This window comes from Sorangium sp. So ce385, from assembly GCF_051474135.1.
Taxonomy (GTDB): Bacteria; Myxococcota_A; Polyangia; order Polyangiales; family Polyangiaceae; genus Sorangium; species Sorangium cellulosum_D.
In genome coordinates this window covers 1241614-1255769 of record NZ_CP150337.1, presented here as the reverse complement: position 1 = coordinate 1255769, position 14156 = coordinate 1241614, and the positions used below count along the sequence as shown (strand labels likewise).

General features: G+C 72.8%; 7 protein-coding genes. 6 read left to right on the top strand and 1 reads right to left on the bottom strand.

The window, feature by feature from the left end; genetic code table 11:
• Nucleotides 1-325: 325 nt before the first annotated feature.
• Nucleotides 326-3379 (bottom strand): DNRLRE domain-containing protein, encoded by a 3054-nt coding sequence (locus WME83_RS04695; protein WP_437318048.1) that lies wholly within the window; start codon nt 3377-3379, stop codon nt 326-328.
• Between the two features lie 335 nt (nt 3380-3714).
• On the opposite strand from WME83_RS04695, the gene WME83_RS04690 reads away from it, so the two are divergent.
• The 6 genes from WME83_RS04690 to WME83_RS04665 all read left to right on the top strand — a co-directional run bounded on the left by WME83_RS04690 (nt 3715) and on the right by WME83_RS04665 (nt 13978).
• Nucleotides 3715-7869 carry a kelch repeat-containing protein gene (locus WME83_RS04690; protein WP_437318047.1) on the top strand — a complete coding sequence of 1385 codons (4155 nt, stop codon included), beginning with the start codon at nt 3715-3717 and terminating at the stop codon, nt 7867-7869.
• Nucleotides 7866-8807 carry an aldo/keto reductase gene (locus WME83_RS04685; RefSeq protein ID WP_437318046.1) on the top strand — a complete coding sequence of 314 codons (942 nt, stop codon included), beginning with the start codon at nt 7866-7868 and terminating at the stop codon, nt 8805-8807. Before WME83_RS04690 ends, WME83_RS04685 begins: the two co-directional genes overlap by 4 nt.
• A gap of 5 nt (nt 8808-8812) precedes the next feature.
• Complete coding sequence (locus tag WME83_RS04680; RefSeq protein WP_437318045.1) at nt 8813-9649, top strand: 3'(2'),5'-bisphosphate nucleotidase CysQ family protein; 837 nt, start codon at nt 8813-8815, stop codon at nt 9647-9649.
• A gap of 6 nt (nt 9650-9655) precedes the next feature.
• Entirely contained in the window at nt 9656-10804 is a 1149-nt protein-coding gene (locus WME83_RS04675) for an NAD(P)/FAD-dependent oxidoreductase (protein WP_020732896.1), read from the top strand.
• A gap of 356 nt (nt 10805-11160) precedes the next feature.
• Nucleotides 11161-12003 (top strand): SDR family oxidoreductase, encoded by an 843-nt coding sequence (locus tag WME83_RS04670; RefSeq protein WP_437318044.1) that lies wholly within the window; start codon nt 11161-11163, stop codon nt 12001-12003.
• A 220-nt stretch (nt 12004-12223) separates the two neighbouring features.
• The gene (locus tag WME83_RS04665) at nt 12224-13978 is read left to right on the top strand and encodes a hypothetical protein (RefSeq protein ID WP_437318043.1); all 1755 of its coding nucleotides are present in this window, start codon (nt 12224-12226) and stop codon (nt 13976-13978) included.
• Nucleotides 13979-14156: the final 178 nt, after the last annotated feature.

Below are 14156 nucleotides of genomic sequence, written 5' to 3'. Positions count from 1 at the left end.
CGCCCCGCTCGCCGCCACATCACTCCCCTTCCCCGCTCCTCTGGCATGGATCGTTCCGCGGCCAAGCGCGCAGGGACGTGGCGCCCCGGCGGCCCCTGCCAGCGCGCGCCTCGTCGGCCTGAGAAGGAGGGAGAAGGCGACGGAGAGGACGACCGCGGCGGCGCCCGCGGCGCGGCGGCTGGCGGCCGTCGTCGCTGACGGACCGGAGCGCGGGCTCGACCTCGACGTCCGGACCGGCGGGCGCGAGCGGAGCGCCCGGCGCGCCGCCGCGGCTCGCCTTCACGAGGCCTCGCCGGAGGGGACGCGCGGATGCGGGCTTGCTCTGTCAGGGCGTCACGTAGCAGAGGTCGAGGCGCGGCCGCTCGGCGGCGTTCGCCTCCTCGCTCGACCGGAGGGTCCGCTTGCCCGTGCCGAGCTCGCGCAGGAGCACGCCGTGGTTGGCGAGCGCGCCCGAGACCCAGTCCTGGACGAGCGCGGTCACGTCGCACGACACGGTGGTCGTCAGGTTGGCCGGCACGGCGAGCGACGCCTCGACGGCGGGATCGAAGGCGCCGTTCAGCGTGTTGTACGTGACGGTGGCCTCGGTCCACGGCGCCGTGATCGCGTGGAGATTGAGCGTCGCGGCCGTCGGGGCGTAGAGCGCTCTCACCGAGAACGTCGCGCCCTCGATGGTGGCGTCCCCGGGGATCCCGGAGAGATCGAAGGCGACGAGGCTCATCTTCTGTCCGGCGCCGGAGACGCCGGTGAAGAGGTTGGGATACGACCCCGAGGTCGTGTTCGGCTCGGAGCTGGAGATGAAGGCGTCGGCGGCCCCGCCGGCGCCGCCGCGGCGGACGGCGACGCAGATCGGATCGCAGGCGTTGCCCACGCCGTCGGCGTCGTTGTCGCCCTGCCCCGGGTTGGCGTCGCCCGGGCAGTTGTCGCACGCGTCGCCCACGCCGTCGGCGTCCGCGTCGGCCTGGCTCGCGTTCGCCGCGAGCGCGCAGTTGTCGCACGCGTCGCCCACGCCGTCGGCGTCCGCGTCGGCCTGGTCCGGGTTCGCGGCGAGCGGGCAGTTGTCGAAGGTGTCGCTCACGGCGTCAGCGTCGGTGTCGACCCACGCGGGGACGCTCACGTCGAAGGAGGCGCTCGCCGCGTTGCCCGCCGCGTCGGTCGCGCCGCAGGTGACGGTGGAGACGCCGACCGGCAGGACGGTGCCCGGCGCGGGGGAGCAGGTCACCGGGACCGCGCCGTCGACGACGTCGATCGCGACGGCGACGAACGCGAGCTCGGCGCCCCAGGGCCCCGTCGGCTCCAGGGTCATCGGGCCGGGGACGGTGAGGACCGGAGCGCTCGTGTCCTCGACGATGACGGCGAAGGTGCCGTAATCGAGGTTGCCGGTGGCGTCGAGCGCGTAGCAGTGGACGACGGTGACGCCGATCGGGACGGTGCTGCCCGGGGGCGTCGTGCAGATCACGGGGACGGCGCCGTCGACGTCGTCGATCGCGGAGACCGTGAACGTGGCCGGGGCGCCGCTCGCGCCCGTCGCCTCGAGCACGAGGTCGTCCGGCACGGAGAGCGTCGGCGCGGTCGTGTCGCCGACCGCGCCGGTGCCGCAATCGAGGCGCAGATCCAGATCGAAGACCGGCGGCGGGATGTGCATGACGCGGCTCTCGACATACGGCTGCGCGGCGTCGTCGGGCGCGTGACAGCCCGGCTTCTCGGCGCGGACCTTGTAATAGCCGGTGATGACATCCCAGCCGAAGTGACCCTCCCCGTCGGAGATGCTCGGGTTGGCGCGGTTCAGGGGCGACATGATGGCGCTGCCGTCGGGCACCACGGTGAACGAGCCCGGCGCCCCGCTGTCGGAGCGGAAGAGGGTGACCGTGGCGCCGTCGATGGGAGCGCCGCCCACGGTCCGGACCCACCCGCTCGGGTCGATGTAGATCGGGAACACGATGCTCGTGACCGTCGGGCCGCACTGCGTCTGGATGAGGACCGTGGCCGCGCCGTGGTTCGGGTAGAAGGGAGGAATGACGGCGGTGAACTGGCCGTTGCCGTCGAGCTGCATCGCGCCCGACGCGAAGGTGACGGAGCCGAACTTCACGTCGTAGGTCGCCGTGCCGCCGGCGCAGCCGGGCGTGGTCAGGGTGGTCGGGTCGTGCCAGTAGACGACGGGGACGTCGCCGCCGCCCGGGAACGAGGGCTCGAGGCCGGTGCCGGGGGGCGGCGCGACCGGCGTGCCGAGGGTGATCGGCGGCGCCTGTTGCGAGATGCCTTCCAGGGCACCCACGGACACGTCGCTCTGGATCAAGACGCTCCCCGCCGGCGGGAACGCCGTGATCGTGTACTGGCCCTCGGCGAGGGCGTTTGCCGTGAACCCGCCGCTCTCGTTGGTCGTCCCGAACCACGGGCAATCCGGCGCCGCTGCGGCCACCGTGCGGCAGATCTGCACCGGCGCGCCGGCCACCCCCTCCATCTGGCCCTGAGCGTTGAGGGCCTGGACGGTGCCCATGATGACGCTCGAGCCCAGCCCCCCCGTATTCTCGTCTATCTTGATTTTGTAGCGCCCTTTTTTGCTGCTCCCCATCTCGTTGTCGATGAGCTTGTAAGATACATCGTAGTCCGTGAAGATGTCCCTGGGCTCTGGATCCGTTTGGAGCTGGGGCTTCGGCAGCTCGAAGGCCCCTACCCCCGTGCCGGAGGCGAAGCCGACGCGGGCCGTCTCGCCGCCGATCCCGTCGAGGCCTCCGCTCGCAGACCCGGAGTTCCACAGGATCTGATCATAATTGAACCAGATGTCGAAATCCCCCGCCGGCCGATAATCCTGGCTCGCCGGGTCGCAGTTCGCGTCGGGGTCTCCCGCGACGCACGTCTGCGCGTCGACGAGGAGGAGCTGAAAGATGTTCAGTTTGTCGGTGCTCTGAGGGTAATAGCCGACCCCTGCGAACCCGTTCGGCGGAGCGACGGGGTCCGCCCACAGCACGCAGAAGGCCTTCCGGGGCCGCTGATAACCCGGGAGTATCCCCTGGAATTCGCCCCAGTGCACGACGCCCGAGCCGGCGCCCGTGGTGTCGACGTCCGCGAAGAAAGGCGCGATGATGGCGCGGTTCGTGGTCTCGAGCGGGAACGGCGTGTAGACGTTGAGGGGGCCGTCGAAGGTGATGTTGCCGTTGTTGTTGATGTAGACCGTGTTGTAGTGGCGATTGTAGAAGTTGACCTCGAAGGGGAGCGGCACGACGCCGCTCGATCCGTCGTCGTTCGGCGGCAGCGAACCTCCCGCAAGGCAACCTGGGTCGTAGATCACGGCGTCCGGCCCGGCCGCGAGCACCTCGCTCGAGACCCCCCCCGTGAGCGCCACGATGCCGACGGTCAACACCCGATGAACGTTGCGTCTCATCCTGCCCTCGCTTCGCCTCCACACAAAGAGGCGTCATGATAATGCATGTGCCCGCGGCTCCATGGAAGCTTTTTTTTACGATCAATCGCGTTTGTCGGTAACGCCTGAAGCGACTGAAGCGCCTGAAGCGCCCGGGGCGCGCGGGCAGCGCGCGCCTCGCCGCGGGCCATCTCAGGACGCTTCGCGCGTACTCCATCAAAAAGGCAGAGAAAACCCACGTATCCGGGCCGGAGCGCGCGGATCGTGTCGCGGGGCAATGGCAGCGAATCATTCAGCCACAACAGAAATGCTCTCACATCGTTCCGGCTTGACGACGTTCCAGGCGCCTGGTTCTCATGGCTGCAATGTTGCGGGGCTCCAGATCGCTCGGGGAATGCTCGGCGGTCCGCCATCCCCTGCGGGCAGCGTGGCTGCTCGCGGCGATCGCGGCCCTTGGGGGCTGCGGCGAGGCGACGGCGCCCGCGGCGGCCGAGGCGCTCTCGGAGCGGTTCCCCGCGGTGGCGGCGCGCGTGCTCGACGGGGGCGAGGCGCTCGTCGAGAGGGGCGCTGTGTTCGCGCTGCCGCAAGGCCCCGCTCCGGGGCTCCTCACGGTGGAGCTTCCCAGCGACGCGGGACAGGCGATCCGCTTCCGCCTCCCTGGAGCCGGAGGGTGCGACGGCCCCGAGGCCGTGTGCCCTGGCGCCCTGGACATCCGGGTGCGCGAGGCGGGCGCCCAAGGACAGGGGACGCGGGCGGGCCGCGCGATCGCCTACCGGCGGCCCGGGGGGACCTCCTTCTGGACCGCCGCGTCCGGCGTCGCGGAGGAGTGGCTGCTGCTCGAGCCCGGGGCGGTCCAGCGCGGCGCCCCCGTGGCCTCATGGCACATCGAAGGCGCCTCGCTGCGCAAGGCGGGCGAGGTGGTGCTCGTCGTGGACGAGACGGGCGCTCCGCGGCTGCGCGTGACGGCGCCGGAGGCGTTCGCCGACGGCGGCAAGCGCCCTGTCGAGGCGCGGCTCTCCGTCGAGGGCGCGACGCTCGCGCTGCACGTGGACGCGGAGGGGGAGGCGGTGCTCGTGGATCCGGTCTGGGAAGAGGTGCCCACCGGGATGAGCGCGGCGCGCCGGGAGCACACCGCGACCCTGATCACGAGCGGATCGCGCGCCGGCCAGGTCCTCGTCACGGGCGGGTACAACGGGGCCATCGCCCTCAGCAGCGCGGAGCTGTACGACCCGGTGACGAACGCGTGGTCGCCCGCGGCCGCCATGAGCACGGCGCGATACCAGCACACCGCGACCTTGCTGAGCGACGGGCGCCGCGTGCTCGTGGTCGGCGGCCGCGTCGACGCAACGTATCTGGGCACGGCGCAGATCTACGACCCAGACACGAACACCTGGACGAACGCCGAAGCCATCCCCAATCGAGCGCTCCATACGGCGACGCTGCTCGCGGACGGCGACGTGCTCGTGGCGGGCGGCTACAATGGCACTGCGGCGATCGGCGACGCCCGCCGCTACGATCCCGAGACGGGCAGATGGTCGACCGCGGGGACGATGAGCGTCCGTTACGCGCACAGCGCCGTGCGGCTGCTCAACGCCACCGTGCTCGTCGCGGGCGGCTACGGCACCACCTACCTCGCCACCGCGGAGACCTACGACCCCGCCGGCAATGCGTGGTCGGCGGCCGGCAGCCTGGCCACGGCGCGGCGGCTGCACAGCGCGACGCTCCTCCCGAACGGCGATGTCCTCGTCGCCGGCGGCACGAACGGGACGCACCTGGCGAGCGCCGAGCGGTACAGCCCGACGGCGAGGACCTGGTCGCCGGCCGGCACCGTGCCGGGCGCGCGCAGCAGCCACGCCGCGTTGCTGCTCCCCTCGATCGGGCAGGTCCTCGTCGCCGGCGGCTTCGACGGCAGCGCGTATCTCCAGACGACCGCGCGGTACGATCCGACCGCGGCGCCGTCCGCGGCCTGGACCACGGACGATGTCATGGCCGCCGCCCGCGGGTCGCACACGCTCGTGGCGCTCGCCAATGGCCAGCTCCTCGCGGCGGGCGGGCGGAACACCGCGCTCGCCCTGTCGAGCGCCGAACTCTACCTCATCGAGATTCCCAACGGCGCGCCCTGCCTCGCCGATGGCGAGTGTCTGAGCGGCCACTGCGTCGACGGGGTCTGCTGCAACACCGCGTGTGGCGGCGGCTCTCCCGGCGACTGTCAGGCCTGCAGCGCCGCGGCCGGCGCGTCCACGAACGGCGTGTGCGGGCCGCGCGCCTCGGGCAGCCTCTGCCGCGGCTCGGCCGGCCTCTGCGACGTCGAGGAGCGCTGCAACGGCAGCTCCCTCGAATGCCCTGCCGACGCCTTCGCCTCCGCCACCACGGTCTGCCGCGCGGCGGCGGACCTGTGCGACCTGGCCGAGACCTGCACCGGCTCTTCCGCCGCCTGCCCGGCGAACGCCCTCGCGCCGGCCACCACCGTCTGCCGGCCTGCGGCGGGCGTGTGCGACCTGGCCGAGACCTGCACCGGCGCTTCCGCCGCCTGCCCCGCCAACGCCCTCGCGCCGGCCACCACCGTCTGCCGGCCCGCGGCGGACGTGTGCGACGTGGCCGAGACCTGCACCGGCGCCGCCGCCGCCTGCCCCGCCAACGCCTTTGCCTCCGCCACCACCGTGTGCCGGCCCGCGGCGGGCGGGTGCGACGTGGCCGAGGCCTGCACCGGCTCTTCCGCCGCCTGCCCCGCCAACGCCTTTGCGCCGGCCACCACCGTCTGCCGGCCCGCGGCGGACGTGTGCGACGTGGCCGAGACCTGCACCGGCGCCGCCGCCGCCTGCCCCGCCAACGCCCTCGCGCCGGCCACCACCGTGTGCCGTCCCGCGGCGGGCGGGTGCGACGTGGCCGAGGCCTGCACCGGCTCTTCCGCCGCCTGCCCCGCCAACGCCCTCGCGCCGGCCACCACCGTGTGCCGTCCCGCGGCGGGCGGGTGCGACGTGGCCGAGGCCTGCACCGGCTCTTCCGCCGCCTGCCCCGCCAACGCCCTCGCGCCGGCCACCACCGTCTGCCGACCCGCGGCGGACGTGTGCGACGTGGCCGAGACCTGCACCGGCGCCGCCGCCGCCTGCCCCGCCAACGCCTTTGCCTCCGCCACCACCGTGTGCCGGCCCGCGGCGGACGTGTGCGACGTGCCCGAGGCCTGCACCGGCGCCGCCGCCGCCTGCCCCGCCAACGCCTTTGCCTCCGCCACCACCGTGTGCCGTCCCGCGGCGGACGTGTGCGACGTGGCCGAGGCCTGCACCGGCGCCGCCGCCGCCTGCCCCCCGAACGCCTTCGCGCCGGCCACCGCGGTCTGCCGGACGTCCGCCGGCCCCTGCGACGTCGCCGAGGCCTGCACCGGCGCCGCCGCCGCCTGCCCCGCCGACGCCCTCGCGGCGCCGGACACGGTGTGCGCCCCCGGCGCGTGCGTCGACGCGACCTCCAGCGTCCCGCCGAGCCGCTGCACCGAGGGCGGCGCCTGCGTCGAGCGCGCCGCCGTCGAGTGCGGCCTCTACGTCTGCGCGGACGACGCGTGCCTGACCCGCTGCTCCGCGCACGAGGACTGCGCCGCAGGCGCCTACTGCGCCCCGCCGACCTGCGCGCCGAAGAAGCCCCTCGACGCGCCCTGCGGCGCGACGGTCGAGTGCGCCGAGGGCGCCTGCATCGGCGGCGTCTGCTCGCTCGATCGCGACGGCGACGGCATCGTCGACGCAGGGGACACGTGCCCCGACACGCCGAACACCGCAGACGTCGACATCGATGACGACGGCGAGGGGAACGCGTGCGACGAGGACGACGACGGCGACGACAAGCCGGACGTCGAGGACGCCTGCCCCACGATCGCGGACCCGGGCACCACCTCCAATCGGGCATGCAGCTGCGAGCCCCCCAAGCAGGACGGCGATCCCTGCGACGACGGCGATCCCTGCACCCTTGCCGACACCTGCCAGGCGGGGCGATGCGCCGGCGCCGAGCGCTACGTGTGCCCCCAGCCCGATCCGGGCCCTTGCAAGAGCTTCGTCTGCGTGGCGCCGAACGGCGCCTGCATCGAGCGCAGCAAGCTCGAGGGGACCCCGTGCCCCGGCGGCGAATGCCGCGCCGGCGGCTGCCTGCTCGACGACCCGCCCGGCAGCGGCGGCGCTGGCGGCGAACCGAGCGGGAGCGGCGGCGAACCGAGCGGGAGCGGCGGCGAACCGAGCGGGAGCGGCGGCGGGACGGGCGGGAGCGGCGGCGGGACGGGCGGGGCCGCCGGCGGCTCCGGCGGGGCGGGCGCGGCGGCGGGCGGCGACGCTGGCGGCGACGAGCCCCCCGGCGACGCCCGCCGCGGGGAGCTCCGGCTCCACGGCAACGGCTGCGCGGCGAGCGCTTCCCCCGGCGGCGCCCCGGGTGATGCCGGCCACGGTCCGCTCTGGCTCCTCGCGGCGCTGCTCCTCGGGCGCCTGCCTATTTCGTGGCGCGCTCCCCGCGCTGGTGTAGATCGCCGCCCGTGAGGAAACGCCCCCTCGGCAAGACCACCCTCCAGGTCTCGGAGCTCGCCCTCGGCACCTGGGGTCTCTCAGGCGACGGCTACGGCCCGGTCTCCGAGCTCGAAGCCGATCGCGTCATCGATCGCGCGCTCGCGGTCGGCATCGACCTCTTCGACACGGCCGACGTCTACGGCCGCGGCGAGATGGAGCGCCGCCTCGGCAAGCGGCTCAAGGGCGCCGGCGCCACCTTCGTGGTCACCAAGATCGGCACCGATCTCGAGGGCCTCCCGCCGACCAAGCGCTTCGACCCCGCCTACCTCCGCACCGCGTTCGAGCGCTCCCAGGAGCGGCTCGCCCGCGACGTCGTCGACGTCGTCCTGCTCCACAACCCCACCGTGGCCGCGATGCGGACGAAGGAGCCCCTCGCCTATCTGAAGGAGCTCAAGCAGGCCGGGAAGATCCGCGCCTTCGGCGTGAGCGCCGGCTCCGCGGACGTCGCCCGCTCCGCCCTGCGCGACGAGGTCGACGTCATCGAGCTCGCCTACAACGCCTTCCTCCCCGGCGACCTGCACGAGGTCGCCGCCGACGTCTCCGAGAGCGGGGCCGGCGTCCTCGCCCGCTCGGTGCTCGCGCACGGGCTGCTCGCCGGCCAGTGGAGCCCCGACCGCGAGTTCTTCCCCGACGATCACCGCATGCACCGGTGGACCCGCGACGAGCTCCGGACCCGCCTCGGCCAGCTCGACGCCCTCAGGCCGCTGGTCGGGGGCGCCGTCGTCTCGCTCCGCTCCGTGGCGCTGCGCTTCGTCCTCGCGAACAACCTCATCTCGTCCGCCGTGCTCGGCCCCCGCTCGGTCGCCCAGCTCGACCAGCTCGTCCGCGAGGCCGGCATGCCCCCCTACCTCCGCGACACGGCGCTCGCGGAGCTCGCAGGTCGCCTGAACCAGGTCGGGATCGAGGGGTGAGCGGGATGAGCCAGAGCGACAGGGAGCTCGACGAGATCGTCCGCATCGCGCGCGCGGCGGCGGCGATCGTGATGGACGTGTACGCGACGCCGTTCGCCGTCGAGATGAAGGGCCCGGGCGATCCGGTGACGCGCGCCGATCGCGAGGCGAACGCGCTCATCTGCGGCGCCCTCGAGGCCGCGTTCCCCGGCGAGGCGATCCTCGCCGAGGAGAGCGTCCCGGCCGGCGACGAGCTCGCCGCACGCTTCGGCCGGGAGCGGGTGTTCTTCGTCGATCCGCTCGACGGCACGCGCGAGTTCGCCGACCGGAACGGCGAGTTCGCCGTGATGATCGGCCTCGCGGTCCGCGGCAGGGCGGCGCTCGGCGTCGTGGTGATGCCCACGACGGGCGAGGCGCTGGCCGGCCGCGCCGGCGACGACGGGGGCTTCGCCTTCCTCGAGGCGCGGGACGGCAGCCGCCGCCCGCTCCAGGTCTCGGCGGTGGCCTCGCCGGCCGACGCCACGCTCATCGTCTCGCGGTCGCACCGGCCGAAGGAGATCGAGCCGCTCCTCTCGCGGCTCGGCATCGCCAAGGTCGTCCCGTGCGGCTCGGTCGGCGTGAAGATCGCCCGGATCGCGACGGGCGAGGTCGACCTCTACGTGCACGGCGGCGGCGGCGCCAAGCTCTGGGACAGCTGCGCGCCCGAGGCCGTGCTCCGCGGCGCCGGCGGGCGCTTCACCGACCTCGCCGGCGCGCCCATCGACTACACCGGCCCCGGGCTCAAGCTCGCCCGCGGCATCATCGCCTCGAACGGCGCGCTCCAGGACGCCGTCGTCGCCGCGGCGAGGTCGGAGCTCGGCTGAGGCGCGATGCGGGCGCAGGCGGAGATCGTCATCATCGGCGCGGGGATCATGGGCCTCGCGATCGCCTACAACCTCGCGCGGCACCACGGCATCACGGACGTCGTCGTGGTCGACCGGAGCTACCTCTGCGGCGGCGCCAGCGGCCGCAACGGCGGCGGGGTGCGGGCGCAGTTCTCGAGCGAGGGGAACATCCGGCTCATGCAGGAGAGCATCCGCATCTGCCGCGATTTCGCCCGCGAGATGAAGATCAACATCTGGTTCCGGCAGGGCGGCTACCTCTTCCTCGTGCGCAGCGAGGCCGGCCGTCGGACGCTCGAGAAGAGCGTCGCCGTGCAGAACGACTGCGGCCTCGGGACGCGGATGCTCACGGCGAACGAGGCGCGCGCGCTCGTGCCGGAGCTCTCCACCGAGGGCGTCGTCGCGGCGAGCTACAACCCCGACGACGGCGTCGTGTTCCCCTGGCCGTTCGTCTGGGGCTACGCCGAGCGCGCCCAGAAGCTCGGCGTCGACATCGCCACCTTCACGGACGTCCTCGGCTTCCGCACGCAGGGCGCGCGCATCGACGCCGTGGTCACGGATCGCGGCGAGATCCGGACGCACCGGGTGGTCAACGCCGCCGGCGCGTGGAGCCCGGAGATCGCGCGCATGCTCGGCGTGGATCTGCCGAACCGCCCGCACCGCCACGAGATCTGCTCGACCGAGCCGCTCAAGCCCTGGCTCGGCCCGCTCGTCGCCGACCTGTCGAACGGCCTCTATTTCTCCCAGTCGATGCGCGGCGAGATTGTGGGCGGCATCTCCAACGAGGACGTGCCCGAGGGCCTCGACATGGGGTCGAGCCACAAGTTCCTCGCGCTGTACGCGCGGGCGCTCGTCACGGCGTGCCCGGTCCTCGGCAGCGTGAAGGTGCTGCGGCAGTGGGCTGGCTGTTACGACCTCACGCCCGACCAGAACCCCATCGTGGGCGGGGTCGACGAGGTGGAGCACTTCTATCAGGCCTCCGGGTTCATGGGGCATGGGTTCATGATCGCGCCGGTGATGGGCAAGCTCATCGCGCAGCACATCGCCGAGGGCACGGCCCTGCCGCTGTTCGATCGCTGGAACCTGCGCCGCTTCAAAGAGGGCCGGCTCCTCAGCGAGGCGATGATCATCGGGTGATCCCGGCCGCGGCCGTGTGTCGCGGCAGCCGTGTACCGATTCGGTATTCGTCTAGAGCGGTTTTCAGCTGGGATTGGTACACCGGCTCTCGTCTTCGTCCTCCGTCCTCACGTCTTGCCTCTCTCGTGTGCGTGCGCGCTGATTCTGGGGAATCGCGCACGCGCACGCGCACGCGCACGAAGGACGCGCACGGAAGACGGGAGACGAGCACGGGAGACGGGAGACGGGAGACGGGAGACGGGAGACGAGCACGGGAGACGGCTGACGCGGTTCGAATCTCTGCTCTTTCGAGCTATTTCATCCCGTTTGTCGCTCTCGTGAATCCTCGCACCTCGTCTATACTCGCCCCCTCCCCCATGAGTGACCTCATCCTCATCACCGGATCCTCGAGCGGCATCGGCCTCGCGACCGCGGTCGCCTGCGCGGCCGCGGGCCACCGGGTCGTCGCCACGATGCGCCGCCCCGACAAGGCCGGCGCGCTCCTCGCCGCGGCCGCGGCGGCGGGCGCGTCGCTCGAGGTCGAGCAGCTCGACGTCGCCGCGGCGAACGCCCCCGACCGGGTCCGGGAAATCCTCCAGAAGCACGGCCCCGCCTACGCCCTCGTCAACAACGCCGGCATCGCCGTCGGCGGCGCCTTCGAGGAGCAGGCGGACGACGACGTCCGCGCGCAGTTCGAGACCAACGTCTTCGGGCTCATGGCCGTGACGCGCGCCGTGCTCCCCGCCATGCGCGGCGCCGGACGCGGCCGCGTCGTCAACGTCTCGAGCGTCTCCGGGCTCGTCGGCCTCCCCGGCGTGAGCGTCTACGCGGCCACGAAGCACGCCGTCGAGGGCTTCAGCGAGGCGCTGCGCTGGGAGGTCGCCCCGTTCGGCGTCCACGTCTGCCTCGTCGAGCCCGGCACCTTCAAGACCGAAATTTTCTTCGAGAACCAGCGTCGCGGCGCCCACATCTCGCCCGACGGGCCCTACGCCGCCATGACCCGGACGCTCGAGCAGCTCATCCTCCAGGACGCCGCCAAGGCCCCGCCGCCCGCCCCGGTCGCGGCGGCGATCCTCCGCCTCATCGAGGCGCCCTCGCCGCCGTTCCGCACGCTCATCGGCCGGGACGCTCGCGCGCTCGTCGCGCTGCGCCGTGTCATCCCCGACCGGCTGTTCGCCACGGGGATCCGCCGGCTCGTGTCCGTGCCGCGCTCGCGTTGACACGTCCCCGGGCGCCGAATAGTTTCGGCTCCGCCGTTTCCATGGCGGAGCGGCGCCACGTCGTGGCCGAAGGGGGGCCGCGCCCCCTGCCGCGCGCTGTTTTTGTCCACTTTCGTCCCCTCAGGCTAACGAAGGCTAGCCGCTGACCGCCTCTCCTTTCGCGCGCCTCGCGACGGCGAGGTCAGGCCGGCAGCATCACCGAGGTCCCGGAGGAAACACCATGTCCCGCTCAGCACGCAGCATCCTGCCGCTCCTTCGCTCGCTCCTCCTGGGGGCCGCCACCGCGTCGTCGATGGCGCTCTCCGCAGGGATCGTCGCCGGGTGCGCCGACGAGAACGACCCCGAGACGCACGTCAAGCGGCTCGACGACCCGGCGACGGTTACCCCCTCGGTCAACCGGCTCGTCCAGTTCTTCGAGGACGCGATGACGCGCGACAACAAGGACCGGAACGGCCCGACCGTGAAGCCGCTCCTCGACAAGATCATCGAGCCGATGACGCAGCGGTGCGTGGCCGGCGACCTCGACGAGCGCACGAACTCGAAGCTCATCAAGTTCATCTCCGACACGCGCGACCCGCGCGGCGACGCCTGCCTCATCAAGGCGCTCAAGGACTACAAGCCCGAGTCGACCGAGGAGGACGTCCGCTGGGCCGTGCGCGGCCTCGGGGCGATGAAGTCGGAGAAGGCCGCCGAGCCGCTCATGGCCGTCTTCACGAAGCTCCAGCACGGCAAGCCGAAGGGCTCCACGATCTCGCGCGACGTGCACGACGCGATGATCGAGATCAACAGCAAGTCGTGGGAGGACGGGCTCATCACGATGCTCGGGCGTCCGATCAACGATCCGAAGGACGTCACCACGATGCGGAACGAGCTGTTCTGGCAGATCACCGCGGCCGAGCTGCTCGGCTGGCAGCGCAGCGAGAAGGCGGTCGTGCCGCTGCTCAAGGTGGTGCTGTCGCCGATCAAGGCGGACGCCGCCGCGACGGCCATCCTCGCGCTCACGAAGATCGGCAAGCCCGCGATCCAGCCGGCGATCCAGCTGCTCCAGGGCGAGCACAAGGAGCTCATCGAGTACTCGAAGGTCGAGAACCTGAAGGCCGCCGGCGACAAGCCGAGCGCGGAGCAGAAGAAGGCGGCGGAGACCGCCCACGTGGCGGCCGCCGCGCTCGTCCTGGCGACGATCGGCCGGCAGGAGTCGGTGCAGCCGCTGCTCTCCGCGCTCGAGAAGGCCGAGGACGTGCCGCGCGCCATCATCGCGCGCGAGCTCACCAAGGTGCCCAAGACGCCGGAGACCCTCGCCGCGTTCCAGGCGGCGTACGAGAAGACGCCCGCGAGCCTCGAGATGCCGCCCGCCGGCCTCAACGCGCGGGTCATGCTCGCCGAGGCGGCGGGCAACTTCTTCGACGCGAGCCTCGTGCCGTGGCTCGTGAAGACGGGGCTCGAGGCGCGCGGCGAGGAGGACGACGTCGCGCAGATCCGCGACGTCTCGCTCCAGACGGCGCTCAAGCTGATGAAGCCCGACCAGGTCGCCGACGTCGACCGGCTCGCGAACACCCGCACGAGCGGCGGCGGCACGGTCGGCAAGTCGATGGAGAAGGAGATCAAGCTCGCGAAGGACCTGCTGAACGGCTGCGGGACCAAGGTCGACTGCTACGTCGGCAAGCTCGGGGACCCGGCGTCGCAGGCGAAGGAGACGCAGTTCCAGGGGATCAAGGCCGCCTACATGACGGGCGTCCTCGGCTCCCCCGACGTCCGACAGCAGATCATCGACGCGCTGCCGAAGGTCTCGAACGCGGCCGTGCGCTTCGTGTCGGTCTCGGTCATCGACTCGCTGTCGCCGAAGGGCGACGCCGAGGTCGCGACCAAGCTGCAGAAGATCGTCGACGAGGGCGAGGCCTCGAAGGATCCGGAGAAGATCTCCGGCAACGCGCCCTTCAAGACGGTCATCTACCGCCTGACCGCCCGCGCCCAGTAAGCGCCGCCGCCGCGCGCGCCGCCCCGCGCTCGGCCCCGGGGTCGCGCGCGGGCGCGCGCGGGAACGAAGCGCGCGGGCCGGGGTCGCGTGCGGGCCGGGGTCGTGCGCGGGCCGGGGTCGTGCGCGGGAACGAAGCGCGACGCGACCTCCTGATCCCAGATTTTCTTTGCCGAGCGCC